The sequence below is a fragment of the Oceanobacillus timonensis genome (assembly GCF_900166635.1).
GTDB classification, from domain to species: Bacteria; Bacillota; Bacilli; order Bacillales; family Amphibacillaceae; genus Oceanobacillus; species Oceanobacillus timonensis.
The window spans coordinates 4,110,546-4,126,675 of sequence record NZ_LT800497.1 but is presented as its reverse complement, the minus strand read 5'-3'; the positions used below and the strand labels follow the sequence as shown (position 1 = coordinate 4,126,675).

The 16,130-nt window shown below is 40.6% G+C and carries 19 protein-coding genes and 1 riboswitch; of the genes, 17 read left to right on the top strand and 2 right to left on the bottom strand.

The features are described from left to right. Positions 1–13 precede the first annotated feature (13 nt). From B7E05_RS20240 to B7E05_RS20230, 3 genes are all read left to right on the top strand, one after another. Positions 14–526 carry a GNAT family N-acetyltransferase gene (locus B7E05_RS20240; RefSeq protein ID WP_080875902.1) on the top strand — a complete coding sequence of 171 codons (513 nt, stop codon included), beginning with the start codon at positions 14–16 and terminating at the stop codon, positions 524–526. Positions 527–832: 306 nt separating this feature from the next. After that, on the top strand, positions 833–1,351 hold the full coding sequence (locus tag B7E05_RS20235) for a TetR/AcrR family transcriptional regulator (protein WP_080875901.1): 519 nt from the start codon (positions 833–835) through the stop codon (positions 1,349–1,351). A gap of 406 nt (positions 1,352–1,757) precedes the next feature. Next, positions 1,758–2,711: an SDR family oxidoreductase gene (locus B7E05_RS20230; protein ID WP_080875900.1), complete on the top strand. Its 954-nt coding sequence runs from the start codon at positions 1,758–1,760 to the stop codon at positions 2,709–2,711. Between the two features lie 187 nt (positions 2,712–2,898). Here the strand turns inward: B7E05_RS20230 and B7E05_RS20225 are convergent, their stop codons facing one another. Together B7E05_RS20225 and B7E05_RS20220 are read right to left on the bottom strand one after the other, a co-directional pair. Next, positions 2,899–3,051, bottom strand: coding sequence for a small acid-soluble spore protein P (locus B7E05_RS20225; protein ID WP_080875899.1), 153 nt, complete (start codon positions 3,049–3,051; stop codon positions 2,899–2,901). 24 nt (positions 3,052–3,075) lie between these two features. Next, on the bottom strand, positions 3,076–3,315 hold the full coding sequence (locus B7E05_RS20220) for a DNA alkylation repair protein (RefSeq protein WP_080875898.1): 240 nt from the start codon (positions 3,313–3,315) through the stop codon (positions 3,076–3,078). Positions 3,316–3,725: 410 nt separating this feature from the next. On the opposite strand from B7E05_RS20220, the gene wrbA reads away from it, so the two are divergent. From wrbA to B7E05_RS20150, 14 genes are all read left to right on the top strand, one after another. Further along, entirely contained in the window at positions 3,726–4,337 is a 612-nt protein-coding gene (gene wrbA / locus B7E05_RS20215) for an NAD(P)H:quinone oxidoreductase type IV (RefSeq protein WP_080876388.1), read from the top strand. 146 nt (positions 4,338–4,483) lie between these two features. Further along, positions 4,484–6,196, top strand: coding sequence for an ABC-2 transporter permease (locus B7E05_RS20210; protein WP_080875897.1), 1,713 nt, complete (start codon positions 4,484–4,486; stop codon positions 6,194–6,196). Between the two features lie 216 nt (positions 6,197–6,412). Next, a riboswitch (TPP riboswitch) is annotated at positions 6,413–6,509 on the top strand. Between the two features lie 120 nt (positions 6,510–6,629). Next, positions 6,630–7,241 (top strand): thiamine phosphate synthase, encoded by a 612-nt coding sequence (locus B7E05_RS20205; RefSeq protein WP_080875896.1) that lies wholly within the window; start codon positions 6,630–6,632, stop codon positions 7,239–7,241. Between the two features lie 2 nt (positions 7,242–7,243). After that, positions 7,244–8,380 (top strand): glycine oxidase ThiO, encoded by a 1,137-nt coding sequence (gene thiO, locus B7E05_RS20200; protein WP_179134600.1) that lies wholly within the window; start codon positions 7,244–7,246, stop codon positions 8,378–8,380. Next, positions 8,377–8,580 carry a sulfur carrier protein ThiS gene (thiS, locus tag B7E05_RS20195; protein WP_080875894.1) on the top strand — a complete coding sequence of 68 codons (204 nt, stop codon included), beginning with the start codon at positions 8,377–8,379 and terminating at the stop codon, positions 8,578–8,580. Before thiO ends, thiS begins: the two co-directional genes overlap by 4 nt. A 4-nt stretch (positions 8,581–8,584) precedes the next feature. Further along, positions 8,585–9,355: a thiazole synthase gene (locus B7E05_RS20190; protein WP_080875893.1), complete on the top strand. Its 771-nt coding sequence runs from the start codon at positions 8,585–8,587 to the stop codon at positions 9,353–9,355. Positions 9,356–9,371: 16 nt separating this feature from the next. Continuing rightward, complete coding sequence (locus tag B7E05_RS20185) at positions 9,372–10,367, top strand: ThiF family adenylyltransferase (protein WP_080876387.1); 996 nt, start codon at positions 9,372–9,374, stop codon at positions 10,365–10,367. A gap of 216 nt (positions 10,368–10,583) precedes the next feature. Next, on the top strand, positions 10,584–11,153 hold the full coding sequence (locus B7E05_RS20180) for a DUF4256 domain-containing protein (protein ID WP_080875892.1): 570 nt from the start codon (positions 10,584–10,586) through the stop codon (positions 11,151–11,153). A 106-nt stretch (positions 11,154–11,259) separates the two neighbouring features. Continuing rightward, positions 11,260–11,718, top strand: a complete 459-nt coding sequence (locus tag B7E05_RS20175) for a DUF3995 domain-containing protein (protein WP_080875891.1) — start codon at positions 11,260–11,262, stop codon at positions 11,716–11,718. A gap of 466 nt (positions 11,719–12,184) precedes the next feature. Then, complete coding sequence (locus B7E05_RS20170) at positions 12,185–13,003, top strand: VOC family protein (RefSeq protein WP_080875890.1); 819 nt, start codon at positions 12,185–12,187, stop codon at positions 13,001–13,003. Between the two features lie 21 nt (positions 13,004–13,024). Then, the gene (locus tag B7E05_RS20165; RefSeq protein WP_080875889.1) at positions 13,025–14,194 is read left to right on the top strand and encodes an NAD(P)/FAD-dependent oxidoreductase; all 1,170 of its coding nucleotides are present in this window, start codon (positions 13,025–13,027) and stop codon (positions 14,192–14,194) included. Between the two features lie 17 nt (positions 14,195–14,211). Then, the gene (locus B7E05_RS20160; RefSeq protein WP_080875888.1) at positions 14,212–14,526 is read left to right on the top strand and encodes a (2Fe-2S)-binding protein; all 315 of its coding nucleotides are present in this window, start codon (positions 14,212–14,214) and stop codon (positions 14,524–14,526) included. After that, the gene (locus tag B7E05_RS20155; RefSeq protein WP_179134599.1) at positions 14,523–15,752 is read left to right on the top strand and encodes an NAD(P)/FAD-dependent oxidoreductase; all 1,230 of its coding nucleotides are present in this window, start codon (positions 14,523–14,525) and stop codon (positions 15,750–15,752) included. The genes B7E05_RS20160 and B7E05_RS20155 overlap by 4 nt, the downstream gene beginning before the upstream one ends. Continuing rightward, positions 15,749–15,997: a (2Fe-2S)-binding protein gene (locus B7E05_RS20150; RefSeq protein WP_218672711.1), complete on the top strand. Its 249-nt coding sequence runs from the start codon at positions 15,749–15,751 to the stop codon at positions 15,995–15,997. The genes B7E05_RS20155 and B7E05_RS20150 overlap by 4 nt, the downstream gene beginning before the upstream one ends. Positions 15,998–16,130: the final 133 nt, after the last annotated feature.

The window sequence follows — 16,130 nt, the reverse complement described above, 5'->3', positions numbered from 1 at the left end:
AAGGAAGTATGAAATGATAAGGGAAGCAACTTCAAAAGATTTACCAGCCATTTTAGAAATTTATAATGATGCTATCTTGCACACTACGGCCGTTTATTCTTATCAACCGCAAACATTGGCGAACAGGGAAGCCTGGTTTAAGCAGAAAAAGGATGCAGGATATCCAATATTAGTGAATGAACAAGATGGTAATGTCGCGGGATTTGCAACGTTTGGTCCTTTTAGAGACTGGCCAGCTTATAAATATTCGATTGAACATTCCGTTTATGTAGACAAGAGGTATCGTAAAAAGGGTATCGCCAGCTCATTGATGAAAGAAATTATTGCCATTGCCCGTGAAAGGGAATATATGACAATGATCGCTGGTATTGATGCTGCGAATGAGAAAAGTATTGCCTTGCATAAGAAATTTGGTTTTGAGCATGCAGGGACGATAAAAAATGCTGGTTTTAAATTTAAACAATGGAGGGATTTGGCTTTTTATCAATTAGAGTTTAACGGACCAGAAAAACCCACGGAAGCATAAAAGTAGTGGATGATGAGATGATTTCAGAAGTTCACTATTTTAAAGGAAATGTTCAACCATAGGAGTAGGCGTGGTTCAAATGAAATAATGAACATGTAATTTATCTTTAGAAAGAGCTTCATTCGACGCTCATAAAGCTCTTTCTAAAGATTCATTGTAGGAAATATGGAAGACTTTCAGCGGTGCATGTCTATTACTTATTAACATGTTTATTAAAAATTATTGCAAAGTACTTGCTTTGATTTAAAAAAAGAGGTAGGATAATTTGTAATTGATTAATCACTAAATTTGGGTAGGTGCACGGATATGGCAAGATCAAAAAAAGAAAATCGTAAAGAAGAGATTCTGGAAGCTGGATTGGAAGTATTTGCGGAAAAGGGGTATTATAATGCAACTACTGCTCATGTTGCAGAAAGAGCAGCCATTTCTCAACCGTATGTTTTTCGGTTCTATAAAACAAAGGAAGCATTATTCATCGCTGCTTTGGACAGAGCATTTGAAAGAATCCTTCAAACATTTAAAAATGTGGAATCAGATCCAGAACAGCTCGTTGAAAAAATGATTGATGCGTATGAGGAGCTGTCCGAATGGTATCCTAATGAGATTGCATTGCAAGTAATAGGTATTTCTGTAACAGAAAAGCCGATACAAGACACTGCCAAAAAAGGTTTATCCCGTATCAGAAACTATACTTTAGAAAGGTTCAAGTCTGCTGGAATAGAGGATGCAGAAAGAGAAGCCAGTACGTTTTTGGCACGAGGAATGCTATGTAATATATCTTATTTCTTAGACCTTCCCGAGCTAATTGATGAGAAAGGAAAATAAGTAATCAATAAATTTGATTATTTATTTTTTATCGTAATTAGTGATTGATTAATCAATAAATAATCCGTTTGGAGGTGAAAAAGTGAAACGAAACAAAGTTGACTTTGCTTTTATTGGAGTGATTACTGTTTGTATCATAAGCTGGTTGGATTAATTATGTCCTATTCCATTAACGCAAGGAGGTTGAAAAAACGATGAGGAAGAATAAAAAGGAAAATGCTGTTTCTCCCTTAACTGTTGGATTGGGTATTGCTTCTCTTATCATTCTATTATTCACATATTGGGACTAAATGTTGGTATTTATAAAGATTATGTAGAAGGCGATTCCTTACTAGGTGTAACATGATTATTATTTTTACTATTTAGTTATTGATTAATCACTAATTGGATAGAAAGGAGATTTAAAATGAAAAAAGCGATTGTATTAGGCGCAACTGGCGGTACTGGCCAAGCTATGGTTTCGGAACTATTAAACAGAGGAGTAGAGGTGATTGCTTTCGGACGCTCCCAACGTAAATTGGAAGCATTAATGGCAGCTCACAATCATCATAGGAATCTTATCTATCAGCTGGGAGATATATTTGATTATCAATCGATTGTAGATGCTGCTAAAAATGCAGATGTTATCTTTCAATGTGCTAATGTTAAGTACCAAGAAATGGCGGAAAAATTAATACCATTGGGAGAGAGTGTGATGAAAGCAGCAGACACTTTAGGAAAAAGAATCGTGATTGTTGATGGTATTTATGTATATGGTCATCAAGTTGCAAAAGGGGATGAAAATCATCCGCAACACCCGCATACGAAAAAAGGAAAACTTCGAGTAGCGTTCGAGCAATTAATATTTAGCCGGAAATGGAAGCGGGCAAAAGCTTTAATTGTCAGATTGCCGGATTATTATGGTCCAACTTCACAAAATTCTTACTTGCAGCCTACACTCGATGGAATGGCTGCAGGTAAAACATCCATTTTTATTGGAAATTTAAAAACGCCTCGTGAATATGTTTATTTACCAGATGCTGCTAGGATGATTGCAAACATTGCAGAAAAAGATGACGCCTATGGTGAAAATTGGAATATACCAGGCGCTGGATTGATTTCAGGTAAAGAGATTATTCGTATCGCTCGGAAAGTAACAGGAAATCAGAAGACAGTCATTCCTTTGAATAAAAATGTTATCCGCTTCATTGGCTTGTTTGATGCATTTATGAGAGAAATTGTTGAAATCATGTATCTTACCAAGGAAGGTTTTATTTTAAGTGGCGAAAAATATGAAAAACGAATCGGAGTCATTCCAGCAACCCCTTTTCAAAAAGGACTTGAAGAAACATTACAATTTTTAATGAACAATACAAAATAATGTTTTGACGTTAAAAGAAGTCATAAAAGCTGATGGTTCAGAAGCAAAATGATGAAGAAAATAAAGATGAAAACGTACAATGACAGGAACAAAAGCCTGAAATTTCTCTGCCTTATGCAAAGCAAACGTCATCAAATCGATACGTACAAGATTTTATTTCATTTGCTTTGCATACAACATTCATGCATCACATATCATGTGACGCATCATTTTTTTGTCTGGAATGATTTTTATTCTTCACTTTATGAGAACCTGCTAATGGCTCACCATAAGGCTGTTTTGGGCTTTGAGGTAAATCAGGTTTCTCCTGTTGTTTTGGTCCTTTTCGATTTTTTGTCATCTTTATCCATCCTCCGTCGTGTGGCTATTGTGCCTTCTTATTTATAAACGTATTTTCATCCTCGATTAAACCGCATGCGCCGCATTGTATCCTTCGTTCAGGTCCGTTATAGGCGATATGAAAGACTTCTAACGGATCCTGCTGGTAATCATTTAACACTTCTCCTGTGCCCGCATCTAATTTAACCGGCTTTGCTACCTGTTCAATAACATTGAAGCGCGAACGGTTTGTTTTACATCTGGGGCATTGATATGGCTGATTCATATGATACACCTCGATTATTTTATTATTGTTGAAGGCGTCTTAGTTGTATTTTCTCTGATTGTTCGTAGATTATACGAATATTTTTATTGACAAACGTAACAATGCAGTTTATTATTTATATTGAATTAAAAATTAATGAATTAAACATTATTTAATTAAATGTCTTTTAGAAAGAAGCGTGTTTATTGTTTAAGCATGGCATAACGCTTTCTGTTTCAAAGAAGTGCATAATATCCAGTATAAAAAAGCTGTAATGAGGCATAAAAAGAACAGTTAGATATTGGAAGGCAGCACTTCCGTAAAGGAGATGGTTATGGCAAAGAAAAGGAATTTATTTGAAAGAGGTGCAGCAAATGGGATTGTTAAATAAATTATTTGGGAAAACAAATGAATCAAAGGAGATAGAGAATATGGCAAACACAAACGTAGCAGTTATTTTTTACAGCATGGGTGGTACCAACTACCAAATGGCAAAATGGGCAGCAGAAGCAGCGGAAGCGAAAGGTGCGGAAGTAAGAGTATTAAAAGTACAGGAATTAGCACCAGAATCCGTTATTGAAGGAAACCCGGCATGGAAAGCGACAGTGGAAGCAACCAAAGATGTTCCTGTAGCTTCTTCAGAGGATATCGAATGGGCAGACGCACTCATTTTTAGTACACCAACACGTTTTGGTAACGTACCTTCACAAATGAAGCAATTCTTAGATATTCAAGGTGGACTTTGGGGCAGTGGAAAAACAGTTAACAAAGTTGTCAGCGCGATGTCCTCTGCACAAAATCCGCATGGCGGGCAGGAAGCAACTATTCTTTCACTATACACCAGCATGATGCACTGGGGAGCAATCATTGTACCTCCTGGTTACTCTGATTCAAGTGCATTCTCGTCTGGCGGAAATCCATATGGCACAAGTGTTACCGTGGACCAAGACGGAAAAATGGTTGAAGATGTAGAAGCAGCTGTAAAACATCAGGCACAACGTACAGTAACAACTGCTGAATGGGTTAAACAAGGAAATCAATAAGCAACTACTATATAGAAACGGCTTCTCTTTTTATGAAAGGGGAGCCGTTTTTTTGATGCTCTTAAATGTTGATTCACATCATAAGTGAAACTTTTTTGTATATATATCGTAATACCAATTGCAGTACATAGAAAGGAAGAGTAAGAATGGGAATTTTATTAGCAACGTTGATTAGTTTGATATTATACATGATTGGAGCAGGCATCATCGCTGTTGTTTCATCTGTATCGACAGGAAGAGTGCTTAAATTTGCATTAGGATTATTTATTTTTGGATATATAGTGATGGCCGTTGTTAACTATTTTGTGATGCCGGCAGTTACTGTTCCAAACATGTTATTGATTAATTTAATTACAGCAATTATTCTTTTACCAATGCTTCTATTTGTTCTGAAGCCGAAACATTTTATGGAGAAAAAAGTAGTTACTCCCTTAGCAGGTATGTATGGATTGGGATTAATCATCCTTGTAGTATCTATCATTACAAGTTTTACGGTATTGGATAATGCCAATAATACGATTACCGTGCATGAAGAGCCTGAAGCAGAACCGCTATCAAAGGACGAAACCCCAATTACAGTTGCCCCGGAATTTGCACGTAATAAGATCCAAAAATCCATGAGTGTTGTACCCAATGCGCAGTTTTATGATTTAGGGAAATTACAGGTGCAACAGGTGGGGGATGAAATTGTTTACGTGGCACCAGTTGAATTCTCTAGTTTTTGGAAGTTTATCCGTGGAAAAGAAATAGCAGGCTATTTTACGATTTCTGCTACCGATGTGAATGCTCAACCCTCATTTGAAGAAGAGCCGATGGAATATACAAACTCCAGCTATTTCCATAAGTATGTTAAACGTGTGATTTATAATCAGTTCCCGCAATATATACAAAGTGGAGATGCGCAAATAGAAGTGGATGATGATGGGAAACCATGGTATGTGCAGACCATCTATAAACCGATGCACATTACGAATAAACCAAATCTGGATGCACTTCGTGTCGTCGTCATTGATCCGGTCACTGGAGATATGAATGCCTATCAGACAGATGAAGCACCAGCATTTATTGATGGATCTGTGAGTTCGGAAATGGCTTCGGTGACGAATGATTATTTCGGAAAGTATATCCACGGGTGGTTAAACAGTATGTTTGGAAAAAGAGATGTGAAGCTGCCAAATGAGTCTGGAACAGAATCTGGTGTTACACCAATGTTTGATGAGAATGGGGATATGTTTTATTTTACTGATATGACCTCTCCGAAAGAAAACGTTGATTCAGCACTGGGCTATACACTTATTAACGCACGTACCGGTGAGCTTACCTACTTTGGTGGGGAGAAGAATAACGGCATTATGGATAGTGACGGAGCAAAACAAATCGTTAATAAGGAATTTCCGGAGAAGAAATGGGAAGGTTCTATGCCTGTACTGTATAATATTGATGGGAACCCGACTTGGGTCGTCAATGTACTGGATCCGAACGGTCTGCACAAGCAGTATGCATATATTAAGGCGGATGATTCTGATTTTGTTGTATTTGGAGATACGGCGAATGCTGCTCTGGAATCCTATCGGATGGCTTTGTCACAGGATCCTGGAAATGCAGAGGCTACGGATGAGACTGTTACCGAATCTGTGCAAGGAACGGTTGACCGTGTGCAAATAAGCTCAACAGAACAAGGTCAAATGGTTCAATTCTTACTGGAAGATGATACCACCATTTACACTGTAAACTCTAGCAAGGTTCCATTGGCAATCTTTCTGGAAAAAGGAGATCATATTAATGCAGAAGCACAGGTGATGGATGATAATGAAACAGCGACCATTGAAGAGATGGAAATTGAAGGATTGACGGAATAGCAGAAAGAAATATATGTATGAATCCCCTATTGTTTAAAATGGCAATAGGGGATGATATTACATTATTTGACCAACTTGTTTTGTGTTTCGAAAAAGGTGTCAGGTATGGAGGACACAACAATTGTATCTCTTGAAATCCTCCAAACACTTTTGGAAAAATATATTTGAAAATAAAAAATAATATGTTATGCTTTAATTGTAATCTGAAAATTAAATAAGCAACACTAGGGGAGCCTTTGGCTGAGACGAATATTTCGGACCCTTTGAACCTGATCTGGTTAACACTAGCGTAGGGAAGTGGCAGGAACATGATGATATATCATTCAATCGTTGAATTTTTATACAATCAAGGCCACTTGTCCTACTCGGATAAGTGGTCTTTTTCGTTTCTTCCATCAGCCTGGAGGAATTGAGTAAAGGAGGGCAACAGAGGATGAGCAAACAGCTGCATCTGATCAGTGATGGCAATTTTTCCAACCACCATTTGCAAATAATAAAGCGGATTTACAAGAGTATTGATTATTTGCACATCAGAGAAAAGAACAAAACAGCCAAAGACATGCTGGAAATCATTAGAGCATTAAAAAACATCGGATTTCCATTAGCAAAAATAATTGTCAATGACAGGATAGATATTGCTGTTATGAAGCAGTGTGCAGGGGTTCAGCTGGCATATCACAGCCCTCCTGTTTCCCTTGTGAAAGGAAACTTCCCTGGCTTGAAAGTAGGAAAGTCTGTCCATTCTTTACGAGAAGCAGAACAGGCACAGCAAGAGGGAGCAGATTATCTATTATACGGTCATGTTTATTCCAGTATGTCTAAGCCAAATCAGCACCCCAGGGGATTAGTTGAACTTCAGGAGATTACCAGCACGTTATCTGTGCCGGTATACGCGATTGGCGGGATGACGCCCGAGCGAACGAAAGAAGTAATTGCAGCTGGATCAGCTGGAATAGCGGTGATGTCTGGGATTTGGCAGGCAGATGATCCGATCCAAATGGCCAAAGCTTACCACCACGTGTTGAATACTTGGGAAGGAGGTTAACAGTGAATAAACAATTCGATCAAATTATTGTAGGCGGCGGAGTCATTGGCTGTTCCATTGCTTATCAGCTGGTGAAAAGAGGTTATCGGGTACTGATTATAGAGAGAAATCAAGTTGGTTGTGAAGCTTCCAGTGCCGCAGCGGGTATGCTAGGGGCGCAAGGTGAGTTTGCTGAAGATAGTCCTTTATTCCAATTTGCGCAGGAGAGCAGGGCGTTATTTCAGGATTTATCCGAGGAACTGCGGGAAGAAGCAGGAATTGATATCCAGTATAGGCATAAGGGAATCATGAAGCTTGCCTTTCATCAGCAACAATATAACAAGCTGAAAACCGTCGCAGCGTTTCAACGAGAAGCGGATAATGCTGCCTATTTGCTGTCAGTAGAAGAAGCAAGAAAGATGGAACCAAGTTTGACGGATAATCTTCGCGCTATCCTTTATCTGCCAAATGATGGACAAGTTTCTGCCCGCCATCTTACCAAAGCATTCTGCCTGGCTGCCTGTCATCATGGCGCAATTTTGCATGAGCAGGAGAAAGTAAGCGAACTGTTAATGGAAGCAGGAAAAGTTTATGGAGTCCGGACTACAGAGGCAACGTATTATGCTGGTCAAGTCATTGTTGCTACAGGGGCGTTTGGAGATGAGCTGCTGCCTGCAGATTACAGCACAATCCCTGTAAAGGGCGAGTGTCTGCTATTAGAATTGGAACAGGAATTATTTCAATCCACGCTTTGGATGGATGGCTGTTATCTCGTTCCGAAGCAGGGAAAGAAAGTCATTGTTGGAGCATCCTCTATACCTGGTAAAACCGATAAGCATGTTCATGCTGCAAGCGTCCAGAAGTTGTTGGCACGCGCACAAAAAATGGTTCCACAGCTTGCGGAGGCAAGGATTAGAAATCATTGGGCAGGGGTCAGACCTGGAACTGCGGATGAAATGCCTTATTTGGGAGAAATTCCGGATATAGCTGGGTTATATGCAGCAAAGGGACATTATCGAAACGGGATATTATTATCACCAATCACAGGAATCTATATGGCAGACTTACTAGAAAATAAGCCGATTTCCCCGCTGTATAACGATTGCTTTCGCGCGAGCCGTCAAGCCAACAAATTGGAAAAGGCAGGTGAGTCAAAGTGAAAATAACCGTGAATGGCAATGGATTAGAGGTGCAGGAAGAGGTCAAGCATATCAAAGATTTAATGGCTTTTCTGGAATTGGAAGATAAACCGTTGATTATCGAGCATAACCAGCAAATATTACAGAAGGAAGAGCATGAACAAGCGGTGTTAGAGAGTGGAGACAAGATTGAGATTGTTCATTTTGTAGAAGGGGGTTAAGCAAATGCTTCAAGTTGGAAACTATCAATTTACATCCAGGTTATTCTTAGGAACTGGAAAATATCCGGATTTCGATATGCAAAAGCAGGCAGTAGATAAATCAGAAACAGAGGTACTCACCTTTTCTGTTAGAAGGATGAATATTTACGATCCTTCGTTGCCGAATTTTTTAGAAAAAATTGATGTAGACCGCTATACGTTTTTACCGAATACAGCGGGGGCAAAAGATACCCAGGAAGCTGTGCGAACCGCTAAACTGGCTGCTGCTTCGGGACGATGTGATATGGTGAAAGTGGAGATCATTGGCTGTGCTAAGACATTACTTCCAGACCCTGTAGAGACATTAAAAGCTACCGAAGAACTGGTAGCAGAAGGTTTTACGGTACTGCCTTACACATCAGATGATGTCGTATTGGCTAAAAAACTGGAAGAAGCAGGAGCGCATGCTGTGATGCCTGGCGCTTCTCCGATTGGCAGTGGACAAGGAATTATCAATCCGTTAAATCTATCCTTTATTATTGAACAGTCAAAAGTGCCTGTGATTGTAGACGCCGGTATCGGGTCGCCGGCGGATGCAGCTTATGCTATGGAATTGGGAGCGGATGGTGTGTTACTAAATACAGCCGTTTCCGGAGCAGAGGACCCTGTGAAAATGGCAGAAGCAATGAAATATGCAGTAGAGGCAGGACGACTTGGATATGAAGCAGGCAGGATTCCTGTGAAAGGTTATGCTGTAGCCAGCAGCCCGGAGGAAGGGATCAGCATTGGAAACTAGTCGTTATCATCGCCAAATGTTATTTGCACCGATAGGAGAAACCGGTCAAGAAAAACTGAGCCACAGTCATGTGTTGATTGTCGGTGCAGGTGCATTGGGATCAAGTAGTTCGGAAGCGTTGGCTCGTGCTGGTGTTGGCCATATAACATTAATCGACCGGGATTATGTAGAAGAAAGTAATCTGCAGCGGCAACAGTTATTTAGTGAAGAGGATATGAAACAAAAGATGCCCAAAGCGATTGCTGCTAAACAAAGACTTTCTGAAGTGAATAGTCATGTCCAAATCGATGCGATTGTCGGGGATGCTGAGATAGATATACTGCGGCAAATCGTACCTGAAACAGATATCATCATTGACGCCACAGATAATTTTGATACAAGACTTTTACTGAATGATATGGCACAAAAATACCGCAAACCATGGATTTATGGAGCTGTTGTAGCCAGTTATGGAGTAACATTCACTGTACTTCCTGATAAAACACCTTGCTTGCAATGTTTGCAAGCATATATTCCGGCAAATGGTGCTACCTGTGATAGTGTTGGCATTATTCAGCCTGTGATACAAAAAGTCGTATCCCAGCAAGTAACAGAAGCGTTAAAGCTATTAACAGGAAACGAAGCTGCTTTGTCAGGAAAGCTTATGTCCTTTGACCTTTGGAATAATGAGCATACAGAAATAGAAGTAGCTTCCTTGCGTAAAGCAGATTGTCCATCGTGCTCAGAAAAAAGAAGTTATCCCAATTTGGATCAGAATTCTCATTTGAAAACAGCTGTATTATGCGGGAGGAATACGGTGCAATTACGTCCCCAGCGAAAACAGACCGATTTGGATGAAGTAGCAAAAGAACTGCAGAAGAATAAAAAAATCAAGCTTTTTCAAAATCCGTATTTGCTTTCGTTTGAAGTGGATTCTTTCCGGATTGTGCTCTTTCAGGACGGGCGAACTTTAGTTCATGGCACAATGAATCATCTGGAAGCAAAAAATGTGTATCATCGCTATCTGGGGTGAAGTACAAAGCAAAGCGATGTAAGGATTCTTTTTTAATCCAAAAGCAAATATCATAGCGACATTGTCTCATCGTTCCATGTTTATTTCACATGGAACAATTTTTTCTGCTCTTAAAAAACTAAAAATCTAGTTTCAACAATGAAATTATCCACTTCAATGGATATAATAATCAATAAGAAACTGTTTTAATTACACAACAGCTAAAGGAGAATAAACATGCCAAACCAAGATAAAAAAGAGCTCTCTCAAGAGGAACAGGAAGAATTAATCATTACATTAAAAGCACGTTTTGAAAAGAATATGGATCGTCATCCAGACTTAGACTGGGAACAAGTTCAGGCAAAGTTGAACGATAACGCTGAAAAATTGATTTCTCTATATGAAATGGAGAAAACAGAGGGTGAACCGGATATAGTGGGATACGATAAGGAGAATGGAGAATATATCTTTGTTGACTGCTCCAAAGAAAGCCCTGAAGGACGCAGAAGTATCTGCTATGATCGGGCAGCGCTGGAATCTAGAAAAAAACATAAACCAGAGAATAGTGCAGTAGATATGGCAGCAGACATGGGCATTGAAATATTAACGGAAGAACAATATCGAGCGCTGCAGAAGTTTGGACCGTTTGATGCGAAAACATCGACATGGGTGCAGACACCTGCGGATATTAGAAGTCTTGGCGGTGCGCTCTTTTGTGATTTTCGTTTTGGGCATGTTTTCTTATATCATAATGGTGCGGAATCTTATTATGGTTCCAGAGGATTCCGGGGGATGTTAAAAGTATAGGAACAAGCTAGAGAGATAGAGAATCAGGAATATGTGTAAACCAGCAGTTCTTGATTCTTTTTTAATTGTTATGAAAAAGGCTAGTAATGCAGGGAGGAGCATTTATTTGCAAACTAACAAAGGATGGCTTACCTCAGGTGTTGTTTGGACAGTTCTTTTTGCCGGTATAAGCTTTTATTGGGCGTTAGGCGGAATGTTTGGCGTCCAATCTTTGGGCGGGGCTATTTACGAAATGTCTCTTGATCCGGAACCTTCCTTTATTTTGATAGTATGGCTAACGGGATTTGTAAAACTATTAGGTGCATTATTGTTATTACTGTTGCTTGTTTCATGGCAAAATACACGTATCTCTACAGTACTTTACTACCTTACAAAGATTGCAGGGGTAGGTTTATTTGTATATGGGTTATTAAATGTTATCACTATTTCGCTGAGTGCATTTGCCATTTTAGATATGGATTTGGAAACGCATGCAATCTTTTGGAGATTGGTATTTTGGGAACCATTCTGGATGTTTGGCGGGATTTGTTATTTTGCTTCAGCAGAAAAACAACATCCTGTTTGATACTCTTTTCTTGATTACAAGAAAAAAGAAAAATAATAATTGACAACTTATTTTATATAAGATAATCTAAATACTAATTTAAACCTTAGTTTTTTGATTGGATTAATTTAATTATAGCATGCAATAAATCATTTTTTCCAGAGAGGCAGAGGGACTGACCCTTGGATACGCTGGCAATAGACCTTATTAGCACGGTGTCCATTTCAGCAAGTCGAATAGCGGGTTTGGAAAGATAAGAAGAGAGAAGTAAAAACAGAAGTGATTTATCTGCACCTCTTCTTATATTGAAAAAGGGGTTATTTCTCATGTTGAGAAAATACGAAATTTATTGCAAAAATATTGTATCAATAAAGAATGGTTAAAAGGTGATTGCATACGATTTTTTCTAATATACATGAAAATGATTTTAATAGAAGATGAAGAAAAGGAATAAAAATAGAATGATAGAAAGTTGAGAGTGATGTACATGCATTTTGCTTTTGATCATATCGTCCATTTTATCGAGAATCCGGAAGAAGCAATTCGAACGCTCAAGAGTAAAGGAATACATGCAGTAGAAGGAGGCGCACATAAAAATCGTCCTACATACAACGTTTTAAGTCATTTTGATTTAAGTTATATAGAATACTTGGGCACGTCCGACAGACAAGCGCTTGAAGAGATGGAGCACCCGCAGCACAGTATGATACAGACGATTATGAAGAAAGGTTTTCAAGAAGGTTTTGTCCGTTTTATCATCCGGACAGATAATATTGAAGCGGCTGCACAACGTTTTTCTGATAAGGGATTAACAGTAAATGGACCGGTCTATTTAAGTCGGGAACAGCCTGACGGGAGTCTCTTGGAATGGCAGCTTTTATTTATTGGAGATGAAAAGGATGAATTGGAACTGCCTTACTTTATCCAGTGGAATGAGAGTGATGAGGAACGGAAAAAAGCATTAACCGAACGAGAAATGATTGTTTCTCATCCGGCAGAGGCCAGCTTCTCCCATATAAATATTGCGGTGAATGATTTGGAGAGAACCGTCGATAAATGGTCCGATTTATTGGGACTGGAAACAGAAGAACCTTATGTGGATGAAGAACTTCAGGCAACATGTCAAAAGCTGCTTCTTTCTGGAGGAGATATCGTGTTTTGCAGTCCGCTCGGTGCAGGTGTTGTCTCAGAAGCGCTGGAGCAGCAGGGAGAAGCACCGTTCCAAGTGAATCTTTCGAGTAAAGAGATAGCTGATTTATTCGAGTTTAGCGGTGGACGTTATCAAATAAAAAGGAATGCAAAGTAATACAGCCTGGAGGTGTACAACGTGAGTTACAGTGTTATTGTGGTCGGCGGCGGAATTATCGGGACATCATCCGCTTACTATTTATCGAAAGCAGGGGCGGATGTCACGCTGCTTGAAGCAAAAGATATTGCTTCCGGCACATCAGGTGCCTGTGATCAGCATGTATTGCTGCAATCGAAGAAGCCGGGTCCGGTTTTAGAGCTTGCTGTGGAAGGGAAAAAACTCTATCCGGAACTGGAAGCGGAATTACATACAGACTTGGAGTATCGTAGCGGCGGCGGAATAATACTGATGGAGTCAGAGAAAGAAAGAGAATTGCTGACGCAGAAGGTTGCGCAGATGCAGGAATATGGTGTCGATGTGACGACGTTGTCTGCACAAGGAGCCAAAGAAAAGCAACCAGGTTTAGCGAATCATATCCTGGGATCTACCTGGTGTCCGGATGAAGGGAAAGTGAATTCATTTAACGTATGTTTTAGTATGGCCCAAGCTGCAGAGCGGTTAGGGGCAACGATTCGTCTGGGCTCACCGGTAACGGAACTGATTACCGAGCAAGACCGTGTCATCGGCGTGAAGGTCCATGGAGAGAAATTGTATGCTGATGCTGTACTGGTAACAGCTGGGGTATGGACGCCTGCGTTAACAAAGCCTTTAGGGATTGATGTTCCTATTGTTCCACGGCGCGGACAAATATTAGTTTCCGAAAAAATTCCGCCTTTTCTGAAACGGAGCGTTTTAAGCTATGCTTATATCGCCGCAAAAGGGAAAAATACAGCCGAGCCAAGTGACGGAGCAGATGCTGCAGGAGTGGGTCTTGTGATGGAACAGACGGAGAGCGGAAATTTATTAATCGGCGGTTCCCGTGAATTTGTCGGATTTAATACAGAAACGACAAGTGAAGTAACGAGTGCTATCGGACAAGCTGCAGTGAAAACTTTTCCTGAATTGGCCAACGTGCGCATTATCCGTTCTTTCTCCGGACTCCGCCCCAATACACCGGATGGAAAAGCCATTATGGGACCTGTGGAAAATATTCCAGGCTTATATTTAGCTGCTGGTCATGAAGGAGACGGGATTGCGCTGGCTCCTATAACTGGAAAATTAATGGCGGATGTGATATCTGGCCAACATTCCAGCGTGGATATCCGTCCATTTTTATTCGATCGATTTCAGAATTCCGGAGTTGTGTGAAAGGAAGTGAAGGAATAGTGTCGGTACCATATCGTCTAAACGAAACAAACCAAGAAAAAGAAAAGGTAGCCTTCTACTTTAATAATAAAGAATTATACGGATATGAGAATGAACCAATTGCGAGTGCTTTAATGGCAAATGGGATTCGTACAGTCCGTGTGGATGAGAAAACAGGAGAACCGCGGGGTGTTTATTGCGGAATCGGGCACTGTTTTGAATGCAGAGCGGAAGTGGATGGTATATCCAATGTTAGAACCTGTCTGACACCGTTAAAAAAAGGAACGAACGTGAATACGGTATCCGATGTAAGCGGGGAGGGAAGTAAATCGTGAAAAGCAATGTAACCATTGTGGGCGCAGGGCCGGCCGGGTTATCCGCCGCAATTGATTTGGCCAAAACAGGAATTTCTGTAGTCGTTATCGATGAATATTATCGTCCGGGAGGCAGATTGCTCGGCCAACTATATGAGGACCGGAAAGCTCCGCCTGAAGAAAGACATTGGGATGGGAAAAAGCGTGCCGGGGAGTTAGCGCAGGAAGCAGAGAAACTGGGGGTCACGATGCTTTGCGGGGTTACTTCGTGGACTGTAAGCGACAGATGGCATATCAAACTTTCGGGTTCGGAAGTGCAATCATTAACTTCTGATGCTTTATTATTAGCTACCGGAGCCGCTGAAAAAGCATTGCCGATTCCGGGATGGACACTGCCTGGCGTTTTCAGTATAGGAGCTGCCCAAACATTTACAAATGTACATAACGTAGCCATTGGTCAACGTGTGCTGGTTGTAGGTGCAGATCCGCTTGCGCTTTCCGTGGTGATGGAGATGAAGCAGGCCGGTATCGATGTGGCGGGCGTAGTATTGCCTCCTGCATCTTCCATGGTTAACAAGCATCTATCCTCCCCAGTTGAAAGTGTAGAAAGACTTGGTGAAGCAGCAGACCTGGCTCCTAATCCCTTGCTCCGCATGATGGGACGTTTAGCAACAGGGAAATTAAGCGGCCTGGCAACACGTGCGCTGAGTCTGAATCTATTAAAAATAGAAGGTGTTCCAGCATACATGCGTAAAGCGGCTGTCCGTATAGAAGGTGATAAGCAAGTAGAATCTGTAACGTTGCAACCTGTAACTGTTGATGGTGAACCAAATGGTCATACGGAGAAAATTGATGTGGATACAGTGTGTCTTTCTGCCGGGTTATATCCATTAGTCGATCTTGCACAGGTGGCACATTGTCCGATAGTGGATATTCCTGAATTGGGAGGGACGGTTCCGTTGCATGATTCGGATTTATCAACGCCGGTATCTGGTTTATTTATCGCCGGTAATATTACTGGAATTGAAGGTGCAAAAGTGGCCATTGCCCAAGGAAAGCTTGCAGCAGCATCAATAGCGGAATCGCTTGATCAGAAACCGCTTTTGCCCAAAAAAGATGCCATGCGTGATGTAGATGAAGCTCGTGCTCGTTCGCCGATCCACTTTCTCCCGAATATAGCGAAAGGGCGCCAGAAAATGCGTCAATATTGGGAGGAGCACCAAAATGAGAAAGGGGTATTATCGTGAAAGACTGTATTGTCTGTCGTTGTGAAGGTGTCTATTTATCGGAAATTAAAGAAGCGATCAACCAGGGAGCAAACGCTGTTCCCGGTGTGAAGATGCGTACCCGTGTCGGGATGGGGCCATGCCAGGGGCGTGTTTGTCAGCCAATCCTGAATGAGATTTTTGCTTCTGAATTAGGAGAAGACTTCAAACCACACCTGCAGCGTGCACAAACCCCTGTCCGTCCAACGTTAATGAAGGATATGTAGCTGTTTGATTACGATTTATCGGGTTTTTCACTTGATAAATCGTCATCAAAACGCAAGATCAGAAACATGAAATCGCTGTTTTTAAACGTAGAGGTAAGCAGAAGAAATATGCAAGAAATACATTATCAATGAT

Coding starts and splice junctions, on each gene's coding strand:
- B7E05_RS20190 (WP_080875893.1), top strand. CDS start 8,585: ATGCTTCAAGTTGGAAACTATCAATTTACATCCAGGTTATTCTTAGGA.
- B7E05_RS20230 (WP_080875900.1), top strand. CDS start 1,758: ATGAAAAAAGCGATTGTATTAGGCGCAACTGGCGGTACTGGCCAAGCT.
- B7E05_RS20170 (WP_080875890.1), top strand. CDS start 12,185: ATGCATTTTGCTTTTGATCATATCGTCCATTTTATCGAGAATCCGGAA.
- B7E05_RS20185 (WP_080876387.1), top strand. CDS start 9,372: ATGTTATTTGCACCGATAGGAGAAACCGGTCAAGAAAAACTGAGCCAC.
- B7E05_RS20240 (WP_080875902.1), top strand. CDS start 14: ATGATAAGGGAAGCAACTTCAAAAGATTTACCAGCCATTTTAGAAATT.
- B7E05_RS20220 (WP_080875898.1), bottom strand. CDS start 3,315: ATGAATCAGCCATATCAATGCCCCAGATGTAAAACAAACCGTTCGCGC.
- B7E05_RS20180 (WP_080875892.1), top strand. CDS start 10,584: ATGCCAAACCAAGATAAAAAAGAGCTCTCTCAAGAGGAACAGGAAGAA.
- B7E05_RS20235 (WP_080875901.1), top strand. CDS start 833: ATGGCAAGATCAAAAAAAGAAAATCGTAAAGAAGAGATTCTGGAAGCT.
- B7E05_RS20225 (WP_080875899.1), bottom strand. CDS start 3,051: ATGACAAAAAATCGAAAAGGACCAAAACAACAGGAGAAACCTGATTTA.
- B7E05_RS20210 (WP_080875897.1), top strand. CDS start 4,484: ATGGGAATTTTATTAGCAACGTTGATTAGTTTGATATTATACATGATT.
- wrbA (WP_080876388.1), top strand. CDS start 3,726: ATGGCAAACACAAACGTAGCAGTTATTTTTTACAGCATGGGTGGTACC.
- B7E05_RS20205 (WP_080875896.1), top strand. CDS start 6,630: ATGAGCAAACAGCTGCATCTGATCAGTGATGGCAATTTTTCCAACCAC.